Source organism: Roseofilum sp. KMC-1 (assembly GCF_057802075.1).
The window spans coordinates 571681-592651 of sequence record NZ_CM173605.1; the positions used below are offsets into that span (position 1 = coordinate 571681).

Genomic DNA, 20971 nt, shown 5'->3' on the forward strand with positions numbered 1-20971 from the left:
TAATTTAAAGTTTTTAGCATTATACATTAAACTTGGAATCTAGAGTACCCATATTTACTCAGGGGATATCGTGCAGTGAAAAAAGAGTCTTTCGGGTGGTTTCGTCGCCTGCGTCAAAATAATCAACAGTTTGCCGTTATTGGGTTAGGACGGTTTGGGCGAGCGGTTTGTGGAACCCTGTATAATATGGGGTATGAAGTTATGGGAATTGATTCAAGCGAACAGCAAGTGCATCAGGTAATCAATAGTCAAATTGCTACCCATGTTTTGTCCTTGGATGCGACTGATCCCGTGGCACTTAAACAGGCAGGGGTGTTTGAATTTGATACCGTAATCGTGAGCATCGGCAATTATGTAGAAGAAAGTGTAATTGCCACGTTGAATTTGAAAGAGGCTGGTGTGAAATTTGTGGTTGCTAAAGCTTCTTCTAAAATTCATGAGAAACTGCTTAATAAGGTAGGAGCGGATTGGGTGGTTTTTCCGGAATATGAGATGGGCTGTAATTTGGCTATTTCTTTGACAAAACCGAACATCTTGGAGCGGGTAGAACTCGATCCAGATAATAGCATAGTGGAATTGTTGGTTCCGGAAGAGTTCGCGGGGAAAACTCTTTTAGAGTTAGAGTTAAGAAATGAGTATGGATTGACGGTAATCGCAATTAATCATCAGGGGAATAAGTTAGAGGTGAATCCCAAAGCCAATCAACGGATGGAAAAGGGGGATTCAATGGTGTTGATTGGCCAAAATAAGGCGATTAATCGGTTGCCAATTTAGGAACTTAAAAGGCAGTAGAAAAATCATGTATATTATTGGTTTAATTAGTGGGACATCAGCAGATGGAATTGATACGGCGCTGGTGGAGATTTCAGGGGAGGGATATGATTTAAAGGTGGATTTAGTGGCAGGGGAAACCTATACTTATCCGGAGAAATTGCAACAGGAAATTTTGGCGATCGCCTCTGGCGCAGCCCTCTCCCTTCCCCAACTTGCCACCCTTGATGACCGGATTGCCCAAGCCTTTAGCCAAGCAGCCCTCAAGATACAGCAGAGCCATCCCCCAGCTCAACTGATTGCCTCCCACGGGCAAACCGTCTTCCATCGTCCCCCCAGTGGAGGACTCGGTTATAGCCTGCAACTGGGACGGGGAGAGGCGATCGCCTACAATACCCGTATCCCCACCATCAGTAATTTTCGCCAGGCCGATATCGCTGCCGGTGGCCATGGGGCCCCCCTTGTCCCCCCCGTAGATGCCTGTCTCCTCAGCCATCCCACCCACAGCCAATGTATCCAAAATCTAGGCGGAATTGGCAATCTAACCTATCTTCCCGCCAACAGCCATCAACACCTAGACCAAGTGCGGGGATGGGATACCGGCCCGGGAAATAGCCTCCTAGACTTAGCCGTGGAACAGTTAACCCAGGGCGCTCAACGCTACGATCATCAAGGCGCTTGGGCCGCCAAAGGAACCCCCTGCCAACCCTTAGTCAACCAGTGGATGGAAGACCCCTATTTTCAGCAACCGCCCCCTAAATCCACCGGCCGCGAATACTTTGGCCTAGAATTCTGGCAGCGCTGTTGGCAACAGAGCCAAGCTTACCATCTCTCCGATACCGATCTCCTCGCCACCCTAACAGAGTTTACCGCCGTTTCAGTCGTGCAAAACTATCGCCAATTTCTTCCCCAGATGCCCGATCGCGTGCTACTGTGTGGGGGAGGAAGCCGTAATCTGTACCTGAAAGACCGCATTCAACACCACCTCAATCCCATAGCAGTCCTCACCACAGAGGAAATGGGCTTAAATGCCGAGTTTAAAGAGGCGATCGCCTTTGCCGTCCTCGGCTATTGGCATCATCTCGGTATTCCTGGTAATCTACCCCAAGTTACAGGAGCCAACTCTTGGCAAATTTTGGGACAGTTGCACCCGGTTGGAACCAATCGGACAACAATGTTATGATCGCTCGCAGGATCATAAGCAGTGTTGCTTAAGACTAGAAACGATCTGAGACAAGGATTTAGAGGCGATCGAAGTGGCTCATACATTCTTAATGGAACCCGGACGCTGGACACTCGAAGGAAACTGGCTAGAAAAAGATGGCCTGCCGATCGCCATCCGAGGGGCAACCTTAGTGCGGTGGTCTCATGATAACTGGTTTACCATGGTTATGAAGCTCACCTTTACCGACAGCGATCGCTCCCCCATCTCCTTTCAGTATAAAGGCCGCCTCGACAGTGGCGAACGCCAATATACCTTTGTCCTTCAACACAGCGTCCTGGGAAAAGTCGAAGGAGAAGGTTGGGTAGCTCCCGACTCCATCATTCAGCGCTATTGGGTTCTCGGAGACAAAGAACGGCGCAGTAGCTTTGAAACCCTCTATCGCATTGACTACGACACCTATCATCTCTCCAGTGCAGTCATGGCAGGACATTACCTAACCAGCGCCATGGAAGCTCGACTAGAAAGGCAAACCGAAAGCTAATCAAAGAACCTTTGCGAACTCAAGCTACAATTGAAAGTAAAGGTGGAAATCTTGGAAACCCTTAACTATCCAAGCAACACTCTGAATCAGCCCATGAATTTAGAGTAGACGGTAAAACCCGATAGGATCAGCAGAATTTGGATGAGGTGCATTTGCTCTCCTTACCGATACCGTCCTCGACTATACTAAATAATTCGATTTCATTCGAGTATTCCGGTGTAACGTCTAATGAGTGACCCCAATATTGGCCGTGTTCTATTTAATCGCTATGAGCTTGTCGAACTCCTGGGTAAGGGAGCAATGGGGAAAGTCTACCTAGCCAAGGATGCAAGAGTAGGCGGAGTCTTGGTAGCGGTTAAATTTTTATCCCAAGCCTTACTGAATAAAAAAATGCGCGATCGCTTCGAGCGAGAAGCCACCACCTGCGCCCTCCTCGGACAACATAGCCTCCACATTGTCCGCGTCATGGACTATGGCGTAACCGACGAAATCCCCTTTTATGTCATGGAATATCTCCAAGGAGACAGCCTCAGCGATGTCATCCGCGAAGAAAACATCAAGCTAGAACGCTTCTTAAGTCTAGCCCGACAAATTGCCCTCGGCTTACAATGCGCCCACGAAGGCATTCAAAAAGACGGCAAAACCGTTCCCATCGTCCATCGAGACATCAAACCCAGTAATATCCTCGTCAGCCAAGATCCCAGTTTTGGAGAACTGGTGAAAATTCTTGATTTTGGCATTGCCAAACTGCTCCAAGAAGAAACAGCCGGACAAACCAACTGTTTTATGGGAACTTTAGCCTATTCCTCCCCCGAACAAATGGAAGGCAAAGAACTCACCAGCAGTTCCGACCTCTACAGCTTAGGGGTGATGATGTTCCAAATGCTCACCGGCCATATGCCCCTCACCGCAGAAACCCATACTTTCGGGGCTTGGTATAAAACTCATCACTTCCAACCCCCCCGCTCCTTTGAATCCGTTTCCCCTTACCTCAAACTCCCTTCAGAGCTGAAAAGTTTAGTTTTCCGGTGTTTAGCCAAACAACCCAAAGAACGACCCCAGAGTGCGCGAGAAATCGTCCAAACCCTAGAACAGTTAGAAAAAGATCACAAAAATCTCCACAGCTCCCCAAAGCCTACCGAAAATGGCAGGCAACCCTCCCCTACCTCCCAATCCGCTCAAAAAGCCTCTTCTACCCCTGTCGATTCTTCTGCCTCCGTTAAACCCTCCTCTCCAACCCAAGTTTCTCCTAACCGTAGCCCTAGAAAAGATCCCGGAAAATTGCAAGTGATTGAGGCCACACCTGCCATTGATATGATCTGTTGGGAACAAACTTGGCCAAAAGGTAAACCCCTAGCTCAAATTGTCTTTCCCCAAGTCTTGCAAACCAAGACTAAAGAATCCGTGGTTACCTTATGGGCAATGCTCAAAAAACAGGAAATTGAAAAGCGACAAATTAGCCGACTTTACAATAAAACCTATAAAAATTTCTTGTATTCTGTTTCTCCCCATCCCATGATTTTGTGGCTCACCGTTTTATACGACCCCAAACAGGGGCCCAGATGGTTGAGATATTATATGGATCTCAAAAGTAATAAGGGTAAACGTTTAGCTAATCTATTAGCCCATACAGGGCATTACTGCTTATTGTTTTTTGCCTTAGAAGAACCCGGCCGTTGTGCTGATGTCATTAATATTGATGTTAACTATTCCCAACGGCAAAGACTACAAGATTGGGCGAGTAGCAGTGACTCTCTGGCTGGGGGTCAACCCACCCGTAGTAAGGAACTACTGCAAAAAGAGTTTGAGAAACTCCAACCCCAAATTATGATGAAGTTGGAAGCTGGAGTTCCAGATTCTTCCTTTTAGGGTTTACGGGTTAGTGTTTAGGAGAGAAGTAAATAATCGGATGCCAACTCCGACGCAAGATTTGGCTACTCACACTGGGTGATGACCACTCTAAGATGGGATTTTTACGATTGGAGGAAACGGCGATCGCACTAATATCATGTATTAAAGCCGACTCAAAAATTTGAGGAATAATTTCTCCCTGGCGCACTTCAAGCTCCACTTCTAAATTGAGACTCGATAAGTCTTTCTTTACTTTTTCCAGCTCAGTGTGCGCTTTTTCCAATTCATAATTCACATCTTTATATTCTCGCCGACTCCCTTCATCCACAACCCAGACGAGTAGCAGCTTTTGTAGAGAGTTTTCTGGCCGATTTTTGGCATAGTCTTTGACTCGTTGCAACAAGTATTGAGCGCTCGGACTGCCATCATAGGTGAGCATTAAATACCGAAATAGATAACGACACCGCAGATCTAATTCTTCAGAGGTATAGGTTGAAACCAGTTGGGGACGCAAAATCATGATCGGAATATCCGTATGTTCAGCTAAACTGTGACTGGTACTACCAAAAACTTGTTCATCCATGAGAGTATGAATATTGGCTCCCATGATAATCAAATCAGAATTGTGTTTTTTGGCTACATCTAGAATTGTTTCATGGGGTTTTACTGAAGGAACAACTTCACCCTTAATTTCTAGGCTATCAGGAATATTCGGCCGCAACACAGATAAGCGGGATTTTGCCCATTCAATCTTTTCATTATCTGCTTTAGGAATGATTCCTTCTAAGGCAACACAATGGGTAAATACAATTTGCTCTAAACCACTTTGAGCTAGAGCTGGCACTGAGTTGACAAGACGATATAACCCATCAGATAAATCCGTCGAGATTAAAGCACGCTTGAACATAGGGGTAAGTGTAATACCGAGGTGTGAATCTACCCTTACCCTAACACTCTCAAGAGGGAGTTAGACCTAAAAACGAACAAATCTTGAGCTTCTACTTCTGAATAGATACGATAAGTTCTGCTTAATCTAAACCCCACTCATGTTTGATAAATTGCTGATACATGGTTTCTCGCAACATCATTTGTTCATAGAGTTTGACGAGGAATTCTTGAGCTTGCTCGCGACTCATCTTTTCGACTTGGGTTTGGAAAGACCGAAGACTAAATTGTTGTTCTAGGGAGAGTTGCATGGGTTCGTTCATTGAAGACTCCTCAATTTAGATTCAGTAGGACTAAGAAGAGCGAGAAGTGTTCTACTTCTGCTTCATATTACGAAATATAACAAATATTTGACAGATTGCCCACATTGGTTTCTGCCTTGATGATGTTTTAGCAAGTTCACCCCTGTAAAAATGCTCATGATGAACAAATCCCTAGTTTTTCGTCTAGGGATGGGGGAGGATGGGGGATGGGGGAATTAATCCCTACTCGCCTTCGAGGACAACAATAGTGACCGTAATATTGTCCCGTCCGCCTTTTTCTTTTGCCTGTTCAATTAATTTTTGTCCCGCCAAGTCGCAGGCACGAATGGATTTGAGGGTAGAGGCGATGGTTCCATCGGGGAGTTCTTCGGTTAAACCATCGCTACAGAGCAGGAGGCGATCGCCCCCTTGTAACTCGATCCAATCTACATCGATATCCTCATCTTGAGTATCTTCCCGTCCTAAACACTGGGATAACACATGCCTCCAGGGATGAGTCCGTCCCTGTTCGGGGTCGAGAACTCCTGAAGCCATAGCTTTAGCGACCCAAGTATGATCCAGAGTCATCTGTTGTAGATTATGGCCTCTCAGTCTATAGAGACGGGAGTCACCAATATGAGCTACCCAAGGTTCTTCCCTCTCCTGCTCTAGGGATCTACGAAACAGGAGAACTACGGCTGTAGTTCCCATATCCGAGCGTTCGGGATGTTGGCGCTGGTCTTGAATAATGGCATCATTGGCTTTTAAGAGGGCCGCCTTCAACAAGCGATCGGAAGACTTATCGGAGTCCCAATGGGCTAACAAATACTCCTTAATGGTTTTGGTCGCCAACTGACTGGCTTCTTCACCGCCAGCATGGCCACCCATACCATCAGCAACAATAAAAAATCGACCTTCCGGGTCATTGTAGAAGGCATCTTGGTTGACAGAACGGACTCGCCCCGTATCAGTTAGACCCGTGAAGATGCGTTTCATAAGTTTGCTGACCACAACAGTAAGTAAGGGATGGGTATGAAGAGATTTCTCCCCTCTGATTGTAACCCCTGGCGGGGGATTTTAGACTAAGGGAGTCGATCAAAACGATTAATGCGCCGCAGCAGACGGAATAACATAATCGCCAAGGCGATCGCCAATACTGCTACCCCTACGGCTAATCCTAGTTTATTCGCACTGACCAAAATGGCCGCCGCAATCGTCAAGCCGCTAATTAAAATACCATAGGTATTCACCAAACTCATACTACTGATACGTCTGAGGATGCGATCGCTCTCCGTAGCTCTCACCCGCAGGCGAATATCCCCCTGCTCCAACTTATCGAGGGCCTCCTCTAAACGACGGGGCAATCCCAAAGCCGTATTACTCATCTGAGTCGCTTGGCGACTGAGTTCGCCCAACAAATCATTTCCTGGCGATCCATTTCCACTATTCATAAGCTCTGTTGCAAAGGGTCTAGCTACTTCCATAAAATTAAACTCTGGGTCAAGACCTTTACCTACCCCTTCCAAGGTAGAAAAAGCTCGCATCACGAACGTAAACGTAGCTGGGAACCGGAAGGGTTGATCGTAGGCAATCTCATAGAGATCGTCACTAATTTGACTAACTGACTGGGTTTCAAAAGGCTGATCCATAAAATGATCTAACATATATTGGATCGATCGCCTCACCGGCCCTGTATCCCCCGTGGGAGCCAGTGCGCCCAAGGCAATCAAAGACTTCATCACCCGATTCCCATCTTTTTGGGCAATGCCAAAAAACGTATCTAACAGTTTTTCACGAGTAACCGCCTGAATTTGGCCCATCATGCCAAAATCATAAAAAATCAGCGATCCATCCGGGCTGACAGCAATATTACCGGGATGGGGGTCAGCATGAAAAAAACCACTATAGAGAATTTGCATTAAATAGGCTTTAGCCCCCAAATGAGCCAACTGTTTCCGGTCTAGTCCGGCTGCTTCTAGGGCTTCATACTGACTAATTTTAATCCCCGGAGCATATTCAAGGGTTAAGACACGGGGAGAAGTATAGCGCCAATAAACTCTAGGCACTTTCACCCAATTTTCTTGGCGGAAGTTGCGCCGAAAAGTATCTGCATTACGCCCTTCATTGAGATAGTCAATTTCTTCCCACAAGATGCGGCAACATTCCTCATAGATGCCAAGCCAGTCCCGGCCCTTTCCCCAGTCGGGATGATTTTGGAAATAGCGAGCAATCCCCTTGAGAATCTCTAAATCGATGGTAAAGAGTTGCCGCAAACCAGGGCGCTGCACTTTAACGACCACTTCTTCACCGCTATGGAGTTGGGCCCGGTGAACCTGGCCTAAACTGGCAGCAGCCATGGGGATAGGGTCAAAACTACGGTAGAGGTCTTGAACCGACTTGCCTAGGTCTTCACGGATAATGCTTTCGGCTTTTTCATAGCTAAAGGCCGGTACGCGGTCTTGGAGTTTTGAGAGTTCTTCTACATATTCAAGGGGGAATAAGTCCGCACGGGTGGAGAAGAGTTGCCCCAGTTTAATAAAAGTGGGCCCTAGATCGAGGAAGGTATCCCGAATCCAAATAGCTTGTTGTCGCCGTCTTTTTTGGGTTTTTTCCTCGGTCATACCGCCGCGATAACTCCAGGCTTTACTATTGAGCCATAGAGAGCCTAAGAAGAGCCAGAAGAAACTCCAGATATCCAGAAAACGACGGTTTCGGGAATATTTGGGGCGATTCCAGCGATAGGATTTGCTGCTATAGCTTTGTTCCATGGCACTGGAGGAAGGAGAAAGGGCTGATGGGTTGTCGGATAGGTCAGAGAGCGCAGATACAGAAGTCATCAGTGGGCGATTGATGGGTTGGGTTTTAGGTGGAACGGGAACGATATTTTTGCAGTTCGGAACGCAGTTGGGCAATTTCGGCCCGCAAATCATCTAGGATTTCTTGCAGGTCACGGGTAGGGGTATTGGGTTGTCCAGGGGTGGGGGCAGGATTGCCGGTGCGGGCGGCAGATTCTGCTGCTGCGGCTCGGTCTAAGACCATTTGCGGGAAGTTTTTCAGCCTCTCTTGTTGTTCTGCATCTGCTTTGCCGAAGTTGCTGAGGGCGTGAGTTAGGGTATATTCGACTTCTTCGGCGATCGCCTCGGATAGGGCGCGACCGACAAAGAAGGCATGGAGTGGGCTGTTACTCATGGAAGGATTCTCAATTCAAGTTTGTTTACAAAAATTATAATAACGTTGGTTCCTTTCAGAATACAGAAGAATGGGCAGAATTGTCAGGTTGGGGAATGGGGGAATGGGGGAGTGGGGAATTGGCCCTGTCCCCATCCCCCATTACCGAGGGCTTATAACTGGCTTAACCGCTTTAAGATCCGTAATACTTCGTATAATTCATTCCCAGGGTTGCGAACCAAGAATCCTTTTGATAAGGCATAGCGGTTGAGTTCGCCCCGGACAAGCTTGATAAAAATAAAGCTGCCTCCTGTGGCAATCATACCAAAACAGGGTCGTTCGGGGTGAGGACTGGCGAGCATATAGACGAGGATCTGGGGGAGCGCTTCTTCAATGGAAAAGGCGGCTTTTTTGGATTCGATCGCCACGATCCAAAATTTTTCTCTCAAAATTAAGGTATCAATTCGACCCTTGATGATTACGCCATCATCTTCGGCGCTAATCTCTATGGGTTCTTCGCTTTTGACATAGAAGGGGGAGATATAGAAGTCGCCGATGAATAGGATGGGGTCTAAAATCGCCATTCTAACGACATTTTCGAGTAAGGGGGGATAGTTGAGGAGGTTAATGTAACCGGCTTTGACTTTATCGAGAAGTTGGCGATCGCTCGCAGAAATATCGGGTAGATTTTCTTGCCATTCGGGGAAAAAGTTTTCATCTTCGGTTAAAGTTAAGCCAAAGCGATCGATCAGGTCTCTGAGAGTGATCGTTTGTGCGGATAAGGCTTCAGTCATCATATAGATTGCTAAGTGTTTATCCTGATTCTAACCTTGCCTATCTTAACTTAAGGCATATCCTTGAAAATAGGGCGTAAATCCCATTGATCTTCGCAGTCATATCCTTTGTCTATCCACTCTTGTAAATTAGAATCGACGAGACGATAAAATTGGTCACAGGTGGGTTGATAAAATTGGCTAATTCCTGCCCAAATGAAGCTACGAATGACATCTAATGTGGTTTTTAATCCTGATTCGGTATTGCCAGGAATTCCTTTTTCTTTGACGGTATAAGTCTCCATCCAAATGCCATGACTGCCGAGGATGATTTGTCCTAACCATTGGGCGCGGGGGAGATGACGAGCAGAGGTAATCATTTGCAGATGATGAACGCCCCATTGTTTAAGAATGGGTAAAGTATAGTAAAAATTCTCAAAAGTGGAATTGGCACAACGTTCTAACCAGATTCGATCTTGAGGGGCAGCATTAACTTCAAAGAGGCGAACAATACAAGGATCGTCTGCCCCTTGGGAGATTAAAATGGGAATATTAGGATGATCTTTAGCGACTTGGGTGATATGTACTTCTCGACGAATACTTCCTCCTAACATTAAATAAGCATCGAGGGGGGATTGGGAAGCCGCAGAGAGTTGTTGGGAGGTGGCGATCGCCCACCTAATCCCAACAATTATCATTAGGCTAAGGAGTACCCAAGTACCCAAGTGCCACCAACGACGCACTACAGGAGAACTAAGTCGTGGCCAAATCTTCATGACTACCTCCATAACATTGGCTAGGGATGGGATTTGAGTATAGGCGATCGCCATTTTCCTGAGCCGATGTAAAGTTATGTTATGTTCCCTAGTCGCAATTGGAGAAAAGTGTCACACAATAGGGAAAGTGAGTTATTTGTCTTGAAGTAGAATCAAAGTGTTCTCCTTAAGCATTTTGCATTCTTCGATCGACCGAGTATTCCTGCCCACTGGATCGGTTGATGGGTAAAACTGAAGATCAAGATAGACTAGGACAGCTCACTCTCTAACCTCGATCGCGGCTAATCCCAATGAACTGGTATAAAAATTGTTTAAAACCGCTTCAGATTGCGTTGCTTACGGGCACAGTTACCACCACAGCAACCTTATCTTTACTTGGTACAGCCTGGTGTCAATCAGTCCGTGCAGCCCTACAGGATAGTCCCAAAGCAATTGTGGATGAAGCCTGGCAAATTGTAAACCGTGAGTATGTTGACCCCAATTTTAATCAAGTAGACTGGTTAAACATGCGACAGGAACTCCTAGATCGCCAATATACCAGTCCAGACCAAGCCTATAAAGCGATTCGTGCTGCCTTAGAACAGCTCAATGACCCCTATACCCGTTTTCTTGACCCCAACCAGTTTAAGCAACTCACCGAGCAAACCTCTGGAGAATTATCCGGAGTCGGTATTTCCTTAGAAATTCATCCCCAAACCCGCCGATTGACCGTGATTAAACCCTATGACAACTCTCCTGCCTTCAAAGCGGGAATTCTTCCTGGGGATATCATTTTAGCCATTGATGGTCGCTCTACAGAGGGTATGTCCATACAAGCAGCTAGTGAACTGATTCGAGGAGATGTGGGTAGTAAAGTTAAACTACAAGTCACCCGACCGGGATGGGGGCCCTTTGAGTTAGAGTTAGTGCGAGCAACAGTAGAAGTTCCTTCTGTGAATTCTGAAGTGAAACAAGAGGGTTCTTTGCGGGTGGGGTATATTCGTTTAGATGAGTTTAGTTCCCATGCAGCCGAGCAAATGGAGCGCTCGATTAAAGATTTAGAGCATCAAAAAGTAGATGCATTTGTCTTAGATTTGCGGGGGAATCCAGGGGGATTATTAGAATCGAGTATTGAAATTGCCCGCATGTGGCTGGAAAATGGGGCGATTGTGAGTACCATTGATCGCAATGGTCATCGGGAGTCTGTGCGAGCGAATCGTACTGCCCTAACTCAACGTCCTTTAGCGGTTTTAGTCGATCAAAGATCCGCCAGTTCGAGCGAAATTCTGACCGGCGCTCTCCAAGATAATCGTCGGGCTAAAATTGTGGGGACGAAAACTTTTGGAAAAGCTTTGGTGCAAGCGGTTCATTCTCTCTCTGATGGCTCTGGATTAGCGGTGACGATCGCCCATTATTACACGCCGAAAGGAACGGATATTAGTAAAACGGGGATTACGCCAGATGTAGCGATAGAGTTGAGTCAACAAGATCAACGACGCTTGGTGCAAAATGCCCGTTTACGAGCTACATCTTCCGATCCCCATTATACCCAGGCGATCGCCTCTTTAGTGGCTCAATTGTCTCCGAAGCCCTTAGCCACGACGTTTGAAAATTGATTGAATCCTACACGGCAGCTAGTAGGGTGCATTACGCTGTTGCTAAAGCACCCTACTAGCTTCAGCTTAATTCAGCCTTTAAACTACTTTTCCAACCTTACCTTGCTTCATTATTGCTCAGGGTAAAATGGAGAGACACTGTTGAAACCGAGGTTAAGCTGATGACAGTTCGACAACCCCGCTACAGTAAAGAAGAATTTGCACGACGGGGCGATGAGATTTATGAAACTCAGGTGCGCTCCCAGGTAGAAGAGGGAAATCATGGGAAAATTGTCGCAATTGATATAGAAACCGGAGCGTTTGAGGTGGCTGACGATATTGTGACCGCCTCCGATCTTCTTCTTGCCAAGCATCCTGATGCCCAAACTTGGTTTATCCGCATTGGACATCGGGCGGTTTACCATTTTGGCGCACGGAGTTTGAGAGAAACTCTATGATGCAGGGGGTGGTGAATCAGAGTTGTGAAGCGATACTGCCGGTTGTCGTGAAAAACCATTCCACAACGCAGTTGGTCGATGCAGTCATTGATACCGGATTCTCCGGCTTTTTAACCTTGCCCTCTAGCATCATTGCGGCGTTGGGCATGACTTGGAAGGGTCGTGATACTGCAACATTGGGAGATGGAGCTTCCTGTATCTTTGATGTTTACATTGCTAGTGTAATCTGGGATGGGCAGTATCGCACAATTGACATTAATGAGTCAGAAACTGTTCCTCTAATTGGGATGCAGCTACTGCGAGGCTATGATTTGCGGATTCAGACAATAGAGGGTGGTATTGTTACGATTACAGCCTTGAAGTAAAGAAAAATGATCGGTGAGGTACACAAATCTCGTTGACATTGCAAAACGTGAGGGTATTCAAGTTATTGAGGTGGAGATATAATGGTCTACTCTTATTCTGAAGCGCAAGAACGACTTTCATCACAGCTAGAGTTTAACTAATGAGTTCACACTATTGAGGGGTGTTACCAGATTTTCCCTATTGCCTATTGCCTCCCCCTCACCTACAGCCTTAACTTGTTACCAATACCTATTACCCATTACCGCTCCCAGCGCTATAAAACAGTTTTTCTAGATAAAGAAATTGGTCTTCTAACTGCTTTTTTCCCGGTTGTTTTTGCCAGGCGGTCGTTTGTACTGCTAGAGCTTGTTGGAATTGCCATTTATAATCAAAGGATTGACCGGTTAAGCGCTGAATCCCTAAAAGTTGGTCTGGACTTAAGGCTTGAGCATCAATCTTGTTAATCGCTTCTGGGGTAATTTGTAGGGGATAAAGTTCTGCTGCTGCTATTACCTGAGATTCTTGTTCTGGGGTTAAGGTAGCAACTCGTCTTAAGGCTGTGCGGAAATGAACCGGTTTAGTCAGGGTTTGACCTTCTAAGGGAGCAATTTCGACAGTGGGCACACCTTGCTTTTGCAGATGCATTAACACGGGTTGGGAGAGGCGAAAGTGGATTTCCTCATAAACGGGTTGGTTAAAGACATTTTGCACAATAAAGAGGAGGATAATACTGATTAAAGTGGCGATCGCCGGAGTCGCCACCCAACCCGATCCAATTTCCCCTAAAACCCGCCAGCGAATTTGCCGCACCCCTCGCATTCCCTGTAATAGCCCAATACCAATCACTGCACCAATCACCGCTTGGGAACTCGACACCGGAATCAGGGGAATCGGAGGCAGCCCCAGGTTAATCAATGTTTGCTGTAATTCCGTCGAAGAAAACACAAATAACACTAAAGAATGGGCAACCACCACCACAAAAGCAGCAATGGGGGATAACTTCATTAAACTCCCGCCCACCGTCATCATTACCCCTTTAGAATAGGTATAGACACCAACGGCAATAGCGATCCCTCCGAGTAAAAATAATTGCTGCACAGAACTCACTCGCACGGTCTCACCTAGATTGAACTCCGTAAACGGAGATGAAGGAATAAACACCCCCATCACATTACCAATATTATTCGCGCCCAAGGCATAGGAACCAAAAATACCCGCTAAAATCAACCCCCAACGGGTATATAAATCCAATTGCAATAAATGGGGTTTAATTTGATTAATAATACTGACAATCAAGCGATATAAAATTGCTGAAAATATTCCCCCTAAAATGGGACAAGCCACCCAAGTTAGGGCAATTTTCGATAACACGGCTAAATCTGTAATTGCGCCGCTAAAAAAATTCCAACCCATAATCGCCCCCACCACCGCTTGAGAGGTAGACACGGGTAGACCTAACCTAGTCATCCAAAACACAGTAATAGCGGCTGATAATGCTACCGTAAACGCTCCCGGCAAGGCATTTAAAGATCCGAGTTCCCCCAGTCCTCCGGCAGCCCCTGCGCCCCCAATAACTGCCCCTAAAATCACAAAGACACTGCATAAAAAGGCGGCTGTGGAAAAGCGAATCATGCGACTACCGACGGCAGTCCCAAAGACATTCGCAGCATCATTAGCACCGAGAGACCATCCTAAAAATAGTCCACTGGAGAGGAAGATAAAAGCGGTAATAATATCCATGATGATAATGGGGGAGTGGGGGGATGGGGGAATACTATAATGCTCGTTTAATGGCATAAATAGATAATTTATCCGCCACATCTTCGGATGCATCGGCTAATTCATCAATCACATCAATGACATCTCGCAATTGAGTTTTATGGGCCAAAGGTAAAACGGAGCGAAAAATTTCCCGTTTGAGGCGAAAGGAAATTTGATCGGCTTCTGCTTCATAAACTCGCACTTTATAGGCATAGTCGCGGACGGTTCTGGGGTCGCGGAAAAAAGCGCGAGAGGTGAGAACAATGGTTTCTAAACATTGAACGGCCATGGAAACTAACTGCTTGAAATCAGTATGATAGGGAGTAGGAATAATCGGTTCTTCAATTATTAAATTTTGGAAATTATCCCCAATTAAGCCAATTAAATAATACAAGGCTTCGAGCAAGCTTAATACATCTCCCCGTGCATCGGGAATGAGCATTTCGGTGTAGAGTTCGGCTTCAATTTCCCGGCGCAAGTTATTACAGCGATGTTTTACTTGGTTAATTTGTTGCATTTTTTCCTCACAGCCTGGGGTCAGGGCTTCGGTCTCTAGGTATAGTACCATACCCATCTCAAAGTACATTCCTCCTTCTGAGAGGCGATCGAAAAATTCATTGAGTTGATTTTCGATGAATTTGGTTTTACCAAATAGGGGGAGTGAGGAGTGATTCATAGCGGCTAAAATTTTACTCTTCTAGAGCAGTCAAAAAGTTGATTAAGCTTGGGAATTATTCTTGCACAATCTGCTCAATTCAGGTTTAGATACCCGATATTTTGGTATGATCGTGGGTGGGTTGGCTTAAGGCGACCCCTGACATTACCCATTACTGCGATCGCAGTTTCCAGAATATGCTCTATGAAACCGATATTATCCAATGGGTGGAACAACAGGTCGCTCTGATTCAGCAAGAGCGCTATGGTGAAGTGGATTGGGAGAATCTGTTAGTAGAGATTGAAGACTTGAGCAAACGAGAGCGCGATCGGTTTTTATCGTCTATTCGCTTAATTATTCAGCATCTTTTGAAATGGGAATACCAACCAGAAAAACGTTCTCGCTCTTGGGAAATTACTATTAAAAGAGAACGAAATAATCTGAAACGTTATCTCAGAGATACACCTAGCTTAAAGCGATATTGGCAAGATCTATCGAAAGTTTATGAAGATGCTAGAGCGGATGCTGCGAATGAAACGGGTATTTTGGATTGGGAGTTTCCAGAAACATGCCCCTATTCTATTGAACAGATTAAAATGGATGGGTTTCCTGAAATCAATTAACCCTTAATACTTGGTTATTCTTGAGGTTTAATGATTGATTGGTGATATCGGCTGAGGGCAATCAGGGGAAAGTATTGGGCGTAAAAGTGGTATTTGATATAGAAGTGTCCGGGGAAACCGGTTGCGGTAAATTCGGCTTCTTCCCATGAGCCATTGGGGAGTTGGCAGGAGAGTAAATAGTTGATTCCCCATTCCAAATTCTGCCAGGGAAAGGTTCCGGTGGCTTCTCCGGCGGCTAATAATCCGATTAAGGCCCAAGCGGTTTGGGAGGGGGTGCTAGTACCGATGCCTTTTAAGTTGGGGTTATGATAACTGCGGCAGGTTTCCCCCCATCCGCCATCGGCGTTTTGGCAGGAGATGAGCCAGTTGGTGGCTTTTTCGATTTGGGTTTTATGGCTATCTGGAGCGATGAGGGCGAGGGCACAGAGTACGCCACTGGTTCCATAAATGTAGTTTACGCCCCAACGACCAAACCAAGGGCCTTCGGGTTCTTGCTCTTTTTGGAGATAGGTTAATGCTCTGCGACACTGTTCACTTCGGCTCCGCTCAGTGAACAGTGTTGATAGTTGCTTAGAATGAGGTTTTAATTGGCCGAGCATTTCGAGGACTCTGGCGGTAACGTCGGCGGTGTTGGGGTCAATCATGGCTTTGAGGTCTGCGTAGGGGAGACTATTTAACCAATCTTGATTGTTATCGAGGTCAAAGGCTGCCCATCCTCCAGCCTGACATTGCATGGTCATGATCCAGTCTACACAACGGGCGATCGCAGCCCATTTTTTTTCTTCGTCGGGTAACTCTAACTCGATTAAACTCATGACGGCAGCGGCCGCATCGTCGATATCGGGATAGAATTGGTTGTCAAACTCGAATGACCAACCACCGGGTTTACCGACTTTGTTTTTAACGGCCCAATCTCCATAGGCTAAAACTTGTTTATCGAGGAGCCATTCTCCCCCTTTGACGAGGGCGGGATGGTTGGGGGCTAATCCCGATTCTACCAGGGCGCGTAATACCCACAGGGTATCCCAAACGGGGGAAACGCAGGCTTGGGTGCGATAGGTGTCTTCGGTTTCGATGCAAAAGCGGTCTACGGCGGCTAATCCTCTTTGTACGAAGGGGTCGCGGACATTGTACCCTAGAGCATGGAGGGCGAGCAGGGAGTTGAGCATGGCGGGAATAATGCCACCCCAGTCTCCACTGGGTTCTTGGCGCTCTAATATCCAGCGCTCTGCTGCTTGGAGTCCTTCTTGCCGAAAGGGAACCCAATCTAGATTTTCAGCGAGTTTAAAACCTTGGTCAAACCAGACAAAGATATCTGTCCAGTCTTGGTTTTGGGGCAATTCGTAGCGGACGTTATGGATGCCTTCGCTGTAGAGTTCATTAAGGTTGAAGTTGGGGCTGAGGCGATAGATGGGGCGGCGATCGCATACAATAATCAGAGGAACGGTGCTGCTTCTCGCCCAACTGGAGAGTTCATAGATATTAAACCCAAAGTCATTGGGCAAGAGCATAATCCAAGGGGGAATGGAGGGCACACCGCGCCAGTCATAGCACCCCAAAAGGGCGAGATGAATTTTGGTAAAAATGCGGCTTTTGCTGATGCCTCCCTTTTGCCGAATCAGGGTTTTGGCTTTTTGCAAAGCAGGGTCAGATGCAGGCACACCAAGCAATCTGAGCGCCATGTAGGCTTCGATGGAGGTACTCAGGTCGCCCCCATCCCCATAATACAGTTCCCAGCCGCCATGGTCTCGTTGTTGCGATCGCAGATAAGCTTCCGTTTTCTCTAGGGGTCGAGTTTTATCGGTTCCCCAAATTTTATGCAACATCACCATCTCTGCGGTAATGGTAACATTCGATTCGAGTTCCGCCCACCAGTACCCCTGGGGATATTGTTGGGAGAGCAGATAGGTTTGACTGTTTTTAATCGCCTCTTCCAGGGAAACAGAGGGCGCGGAACCGATTGGGGTTTGGGTGGACATAGGGGTTAAGTTTGGCGATCGCAAAACTATTCTACCGTAACTGCTCCATAATCCGAAAACTGACGCATGAAAGGCGAATGTAAACCCAAAATAATATCCTCCTTTTTTATACCCATTGCCGTTAACTTCTCTCCCAAATCCACATCCGTAAAATTGCGTTGCAGCCAAATTTTCCCATCCTTAATGTCAATATGAATAAAAGGATCGTAAATATACTGCTTTCCTTTCCAACCTACATCTAACAAAAGATAATGATCTCGTTCCTTATCCAAAATCATTTCTGAAAAAATATCTTTTTCTTGACGGTAAGTGTTGTAATGATATAACTCTTCCAAGACTTGAATGACTGCACTGCGTAAATGTTCTAAGGTAGCCATTGTTCAATGATCTCCTCCTCTGGATTGTAAATTATTAAATTAATTTCTTGTTTGGCGATCACAGTTTGGGCAAACTCCGACCGAAAAAAAGTTTCATAAATAACATCGGGCACAGCAAGGTAAAGGCGGCGATCGGGTTCTAGTTTCTCAAGCATAACTTGATAATTTACAAATTGTCCAACGGCCACATGAAAAGCAAACATGGGAGAAATATCAGAAAACGTTTTGATCTCAACTGCTATTTTTTTCTCTTCTTTTGTGGCCATCAATAACTTTTCTGCTGCCAGATCGATATAAGTGGTTGTATTCCCCCACTTCAAAAACAACGGATCGTCAGTCACCGTCCAGCCTTCTTTTTCTAATCCAGTCTTAAGTTGTTCGTGAAAAACATCCTTGGCCATATTGTTGCGAGAGCAGATAGGATTGAGTTTGGCGATCGCAAACTTATTCTACCGTTTGATGTGCAACATTCATCCCATTCTCGATGACCCAGAATAAACCAAACCCCTAGCCATATCCAACGTCACAAACTCTCCATCACGGATCACCTCTGTGGCTCGATGAACACCCACAATTACGGGAATGCCTAAGCGCAAGCCAATAATTGCCGCATGGGAGGTGGCGCTATCCAATTCCACAATAATGCCCCCAGCTTTGCGAATAGCTTCAATAAAATCGGCTCCCGTTTCTGGAGCAACCAAGATATCACCCGGATGAAAATGAGTAGCTTCTAACCCATTGTGGGCAATTCTGGCTCGACCACTGACTAAGCCTTGGCCAATTCCCGTGCCTTTGCCTAGAACAGCCGTGACAATTTGCACTTTAATCAAATCCGTTGAACCGGGCACTCCCGTTAAAGTCCCTGCCGTCATCACCACTAAATCTCCTTCCTGGAGTAAATTCTGCTCTTGAGCCGTATTAATTGCCGCTTCAAAGGTCTGATTCATAGAGGGTAAATCGAGAACCAAGAGCGTGTCTACTCCCCACACCAATTGCAAGCGCCGTGCTACCGAGACTTGGGGGGTAATGGCTAAAATGGGAGCGATCGGACGAAATTTAGATACATTGCGTGCTGTTGACCCAGTTTTCGTCAGAGTCATGATCGCAGCAGCATTGAGCTGTTCGGCAATGCGGCTTACCCCTTGGGAGATGGCACTGGGAATGGACTGGCGACCATTGGTATCTGCGTTGCGGGTATGGGGTTCTTTTTCGATCCGTTGGGCAATGCGGGCCATGGTAGCAACAGCTTCAACGGGGAATTTACCAACGGCGGTTTCGTTGGAGAGCATTACTGCATCGGTTCCATCGAGGATAGCGTTGGCAACATCGGAAATTTCCGCACGGGTGGCGCGGGGGGAACTGACCATGCTATCGAGCATTTGCGTCGCCGTGATTACGGGAATACCAAGACGGTTGGCGGTAGAAATCAGGCGTTTTTGCAACATGGGTACATCTTCGGCGGGCACTTCTACCCCCAGATCTCCGCGAGCGACCATCACGCCATCGGATAGGCTCAGAATAGCGTCCATTTGCTCGATCGCCTCGTGTTTTTCGATTTTGACGATCACCGGTACTTGTTTGCCCGCATTGGAGATAATTTCTTTAATTTCCAGGACATCTTGGGGGTTACGGACAAAGGAGAGGGCTACCCAGTCTACCCCCTGATCTAAACCAAAGGCTAGATCCACCCGGTCTTTATCGGTTAAGGCTTTAATGGAGAGATAGACCCCCGGAAAGTTCACCCCTTTGTTGTTGGAAAGGGTTCCGGGAACGGTGACGCGACAGTGGAGTTGTTTGGTGTTGCGATCGATCTCTTCAACTTTCATCTCGACTCGACCATCATCGAGGAGAATGGTAGAGCCTGTGGGGACTTCTTCGGCGAGGCGATCGTAGCTGACAAAACTAATGTCTTGTGTGCCTAACAGGCGATCGCTCGTCAGGGTGAACATATCGCCTTTTTTCAGCACCACCGATCCCTGCTCGAATTTCCCCAAGCGAATTTTCGGCCCCTGTAAGTCCTGTAAAATGCCCACCGGCTGATTCAGTTCAAAGGAGACTTGACGGATCAGACGGATATTGCGCTGATGATCTTCGTGGCTGCCGTGGGAAAAATTCAGTCTGAGGGTGGTTGCTCCTGCTAAAATCAACTGGCGAAGCACATCTACACTGCTGGTAGCTGGGCCAATGGTAGCCACAATCTTGGTTCGACGGGGAGAATACTGCGATCGCATGGAGTCTTTATCAACGATGAAGTCGTTGTTCATTGTACCGAGCAACCTAGGCCAATGGATCATTTTAGTCTAACAATTCCTTATCCCACTCGCCTACCGTTAGATTTCACCCCTTCCACCCGGCAAAAGCTAGAGGTGACAGCGAGCAAGATGCTCGCACTACTATTCTAGAAACACAATTAAAAACTTTCCCACAAGAAGGGGTAATCTTCTGGATCGTCAGCATATTTTTCTTTAACTGGATTCTGTCTGATATAGTCCAAAGTATTCAGAAATTGATCGCGACTTTTGATTAATACATCATAGCGTCCATCTTGCCAAACCTTGCCCATATGTTTCATCACTTTAGGAACCTGGTTAGCGGTATAGCTTTTTACGCTATGCATAATACTACCAATTGACCAATATTCTTGTTCTGATTTTGTATAGGGTTTGATCAGCACATGAACATGATCTGACATCACAACAGCACTATACAAATAATAGCGTTTGTCATGAAAAAATATACAAGCATCTAAGACAATTTTTCGGGCTTCATCACTCAACTCTAATCTTTCATAAGTATTGAAGGTAATAAAGTAAATACCTCCTTTAATTTCCAACTGAGGTAATGGCTTTTTATATGTCATTCTCATTGATAAATAATCTTTTTTTGGAGTGCGAGCATCTTGCTCGCTCAATGCCAATCTAGCATCTTGCTCGCTCAATGCCAATCTAGTATTCCGCTCGCCCAATG

22 protein-coding genes are annotated in these 20971 nt (G+C 46.3%); 8 read left to right on the forward strand and 14 right to left on the reverse strand.

What is annotated here, in order from left to right; genetic code table 11:
* Nucleotides 1-75 precede the first annotated feature (75 nt).
* The 4 genes from AC3FZD_RS02820 to AC3FZD_RS02835 all read left to right on the forward strand — a co-directional run bounded on the left by AC3FZD_RS02820 (nucleotide 76) and on the right by AC3FZD_RS02835 (nucleotide 4346).
* Complete coding sequence (locus AC3FZD_RS02820; protein WP_488738673.1) at nucleotides 76-774, forward strand: potassium channel family protein; 699 nt, start codon at nucleotides 76-78, stop codon at nucleotides 772-774.
* Nucleotides 775-799: 25 nt separating this feature from the next.
* Nucleotides 800-1954 carry an anhydro-N-acetylmuramic acid kinase gene (locus AC3FZD_RS02825; protein WP_488738674.1) on the forward strand — a complete coding sequence of 385 codons (1155 nt, stop codon included), beginning with the start codon at nucleotides 800-802 and terminating at the stop codon, nucleotides 1952-1954.
* A gap of 73 nt (nucleotides 1955-2027) precedes the next feature.
* On the forward strand, nucleotides 2028-2477 hold the full coding sequence (locus tag AC3FZD_RS02830; RefSeq protein WP_488738675.1) for a hypothetical protein: 450 nt from the start codon (nucleotides 2028-2030) through the stop codon (nucleotides 2475-2477).
* 228 nt (nucleotides 2478-2705) lie between these two features.
* Nucleotides 2706-4346: a serine/threonine protein kinase gene (locus AC3FZD_RS02835; protein ID WP_488738676.1), complete on the forward strand. Its 1641-nt coding sequence runs from the start codon at nucleotides 2706-2708 to the stop codon at nucleotides 4344-4346.
* 10 nt (nucleotides 4347-4356) lie between these two features.
* On the opposite strand, the gene AC3FZD_RS02840 is transcribed toward AC3FZD_RS02835, so the two are convergent.
* The 7 genes from AC3FZD_RS02840 to AC3FZD_RS02870 form a co-directional block, all read right to left on the reverse strand.
* Nucleotides 4357-5235, reverse strand: coding sequence for a universal stress protein (locus tag AC3FZD_RS02840; RefSeq protein ID WP_488738677.1), 879 nt, complete (start codon nucleotides 5233-5235; stop codon nucleotides 4357-4359).
* Nucleotides 5236-5356: 121 nt separating this feature from the next.
* Nucleotides 5357-5536, reverse strand: a complete 180-nt coding sequence (locus tag AC3FZD_RS02845) for an NblA/ycf18 family protein (protein ID WP_283768097.1) — start codon at nucleotides 5534-5536, stop codon at nucleotides 5357-5359.
* A 222-nt stretch (nucleotides 5537-5758) separates the two neighbouring features.
* The gene (locus AC3FZD_RS02850) at nucleotides 5759-6511 is read right to left on the reverse strand and encodes a PP2C family protein-serine/threonine phosphatase (RefSeq protein WP_488738678.1); all 753 of its coding nucleotides are present in this window, start codon (nucleotides 6509-6511) and stop codon (nucleotides 5759-5761) included.
* An 86-nt stretch (nucleotides 6512-6597) separates the two neighbouring features.
* A complete protein-coding gene (locus AC3FZD_RS02855) occupies nucleotides 6598-8283 on the reverse strand; it encodes an AarF/UbiB family protein (protein WP_488740251.1) in 1686 nt (561 codons plus the stop codon).
* 94 nt (nucleotides 8284-8377) lie between these two features.
* Entirely contained in the window at nucleotides 8378-8704 is a 327-nt protein-coding gene (locus AC3FZD_RS02860; RefSeq protein WP_488738679.1) for a DUF6825 family protein, read from the reverse strand.
* Nucleotides 8705-8856: 152 nt separating this feature from the next.
* Nucleotides 8857-9477, reverse strand: coding sequence for a restriction endonuclease subunit R (locus tag AC3FZD_RS02865; protein ID WP_488740252.1), 621 nt, complete (start codon nucleotides 9475-9477; stop codon nucleotides 8857-8859).
* A 50-nt stretch (nucleotides 9478-9527) separates the two neighbouring features.
* The gene (locus AC3FZD_RS02870; RefSeq protein WP_488738680.1) at nucleotides 9528-10232 is read right to left on the reverse strand and encodes a YdcF family protein; all 705 of its coding nucleotides are present in this window, start codon (nucleotides 10230-10232) and stop codon (nucleotides 9528-9530) included.
* A 290-nt stretch (nucleotides 10233-10522) separates the two neighbouring features.
* Between AC3FZD_RS02870 and ctpB the strand changes: the two genes are divergently transcribed.
* From ctpB to AC3FZD_RS02885, 3 genes are all read left to right on the forward strand, one after another.
* Entirely contained in the window at nucleotides 10523-11827 is a 1305-nt protein-coding gene (ctpB, locus tag AC3FZD_RS02875; protein ID WP_488738681.1) for a carboxyl-terminal processing protease CtpB, read from the forward strand.
* Between the two features lie 161 nt (nucleotides 11828-11988).
* Nucleotides 11989-12264 (forward strand): hypothetical protein, encoded by a 276-nt coding sequence (locus tag AC3FZD_RS02880; protein ID WP_488738682.1) that lies wholly within the window; start codon nucleotides 11989-11991, stop codon nucleotides 12262-12264.
* Nucleotides 12261-12629: a clan AA aspartic protease gene (locus tag AC3FZD_RS02885; RefSeq protein ID WP_488738683.1), complete on the forward strand. Its 369-nt coding sequence runs from the start codon at nucleotides 12261-12263 to the stop codon at nucleotides 12627-12629. Before AC3FZD_RS02880 ends, AC3FZD_RS02885 begins: the two co-directional genes overlap by 4 nt.
* Before the next feature lie 232 nt (nucleotides 12630-12861).
* On the opposite strand, the gene AC3FZD_RS02890 is transcribed toward AC3FZD_RS02885, so the two are convergent.
* Together AC3FZD_RS02890 and AC3FZD_RS02895 are read right to left on the reverse strand one after the other, a co-directional pair.
* The gene (locus AC3FZD_RS02890; protein WP_488738684.1) at nucleotides 12862-14349 is read right to left on the reverse strand and encodes an inorganic phosphate transporter; all 1488 of its coding nucleotides are present in this window, start codon (nucleotides 14347-14349) and stop codon (nucleotides 12862-12864) included.
* A gap of 34 nt (nucleotides 14350-14383) precedes the next feature.
* A complete protein-coding gene (locus AC3FZD_RS02895; protein ID WP_488738685.1) occupies nucleotides 14384-15046 on the reverse strand; it encodes a DUF47 domain-containing protein in 663 nt (220 codons plus the stop codon).
* Between the two features lie 176 nt (nucleotides 15047-15222).
* Between AC3FZD_RS02895 and AC3FZD_RS02900 the strand changes: the two genes are divergently transcribed.
* Entirely contained in the window at nucleotides 15223-15648 is a 426-nt protein-coding gene (locus AC3FZD_RS02900; protein WP_488740253.1) for a DUF29 domain-containing protein, read from the forward strand.
* A gap of 14 nt (nucleotides 15649-15662) precedes the next feature.
* Here the strand turns inward: AC3FZD_RS02900 and shc are convergent, their stop codons facing one another.
* From shc to AC3FZD_RS02925, 5 genes are all read right to left on the reverse strand, one after another.
* The gene (gene shc / locus AC3FZD_RS02905; protein ID WP_488738686.1) at nucleotides 15663-17627 is read right to left on the reverse strand and encodes a squalene--hopene cyclase; all 1965 of its coding nucleotides are present in this window, start codon (nucleotides 17625-17627) and stop codon (nucleotides 15663-15665) included.
* A gap of 26 nt (nucleotides 17628-17653) precedes the next feature.
* Nucleotides 17654-18004 carry a XisI protein gene (locus AC3FZD_RS02910; RefSeq protein WP_488738687.1) on the reverse strand — a complete coding sequence of 117 codons (351 nt, stop codon included), beginning with the start codon at nucleotides 18002-18004 and terminating at the stop codon, nucleotides 17654-17656.
* Nucleotides 17992-18405, reverse strand: a complete 414-nt coding sequence (locus tag AC3FZD_RS02915; protein ID WP_488738688.1) for an element excision factor XisH family protein — start codon at nucleotides 18403-18405, stop codon at nucleotides 17992-17994. The genes AC3FZD_RS02910 and AC3FZD_RS02915 overlap by 13 nt, the downstream gene beginning before the upstream one ends.
* 69 nt (nucleotides 18406-18474) lie before the next feature.
* Nucleotides 18475-20235 (reverse strand): pyruvate kinase, encoded by a 1761-nt coding sequence (gene pyk, locus AC3FZD_RS02920; protein ID WP_488740254.1) that lies wholly within the window; start codon nucleotides 20233-20235, stop codon nucleotides 18475-18477.
* Between the two features lie 179 nt (nucleotides 20236-20414).
* Entirely contained in the window at nucleotides 20415-20864 is a 450-nt protein-coding gene (locus AC3FZD_RS02925) for an REP-associated tyrosine transposase (protein WP_488740255.1), read from the reverse strand.
* Between the last annotated feature and the right edge of the window lie 107 nt (nucleotides 20865-20971).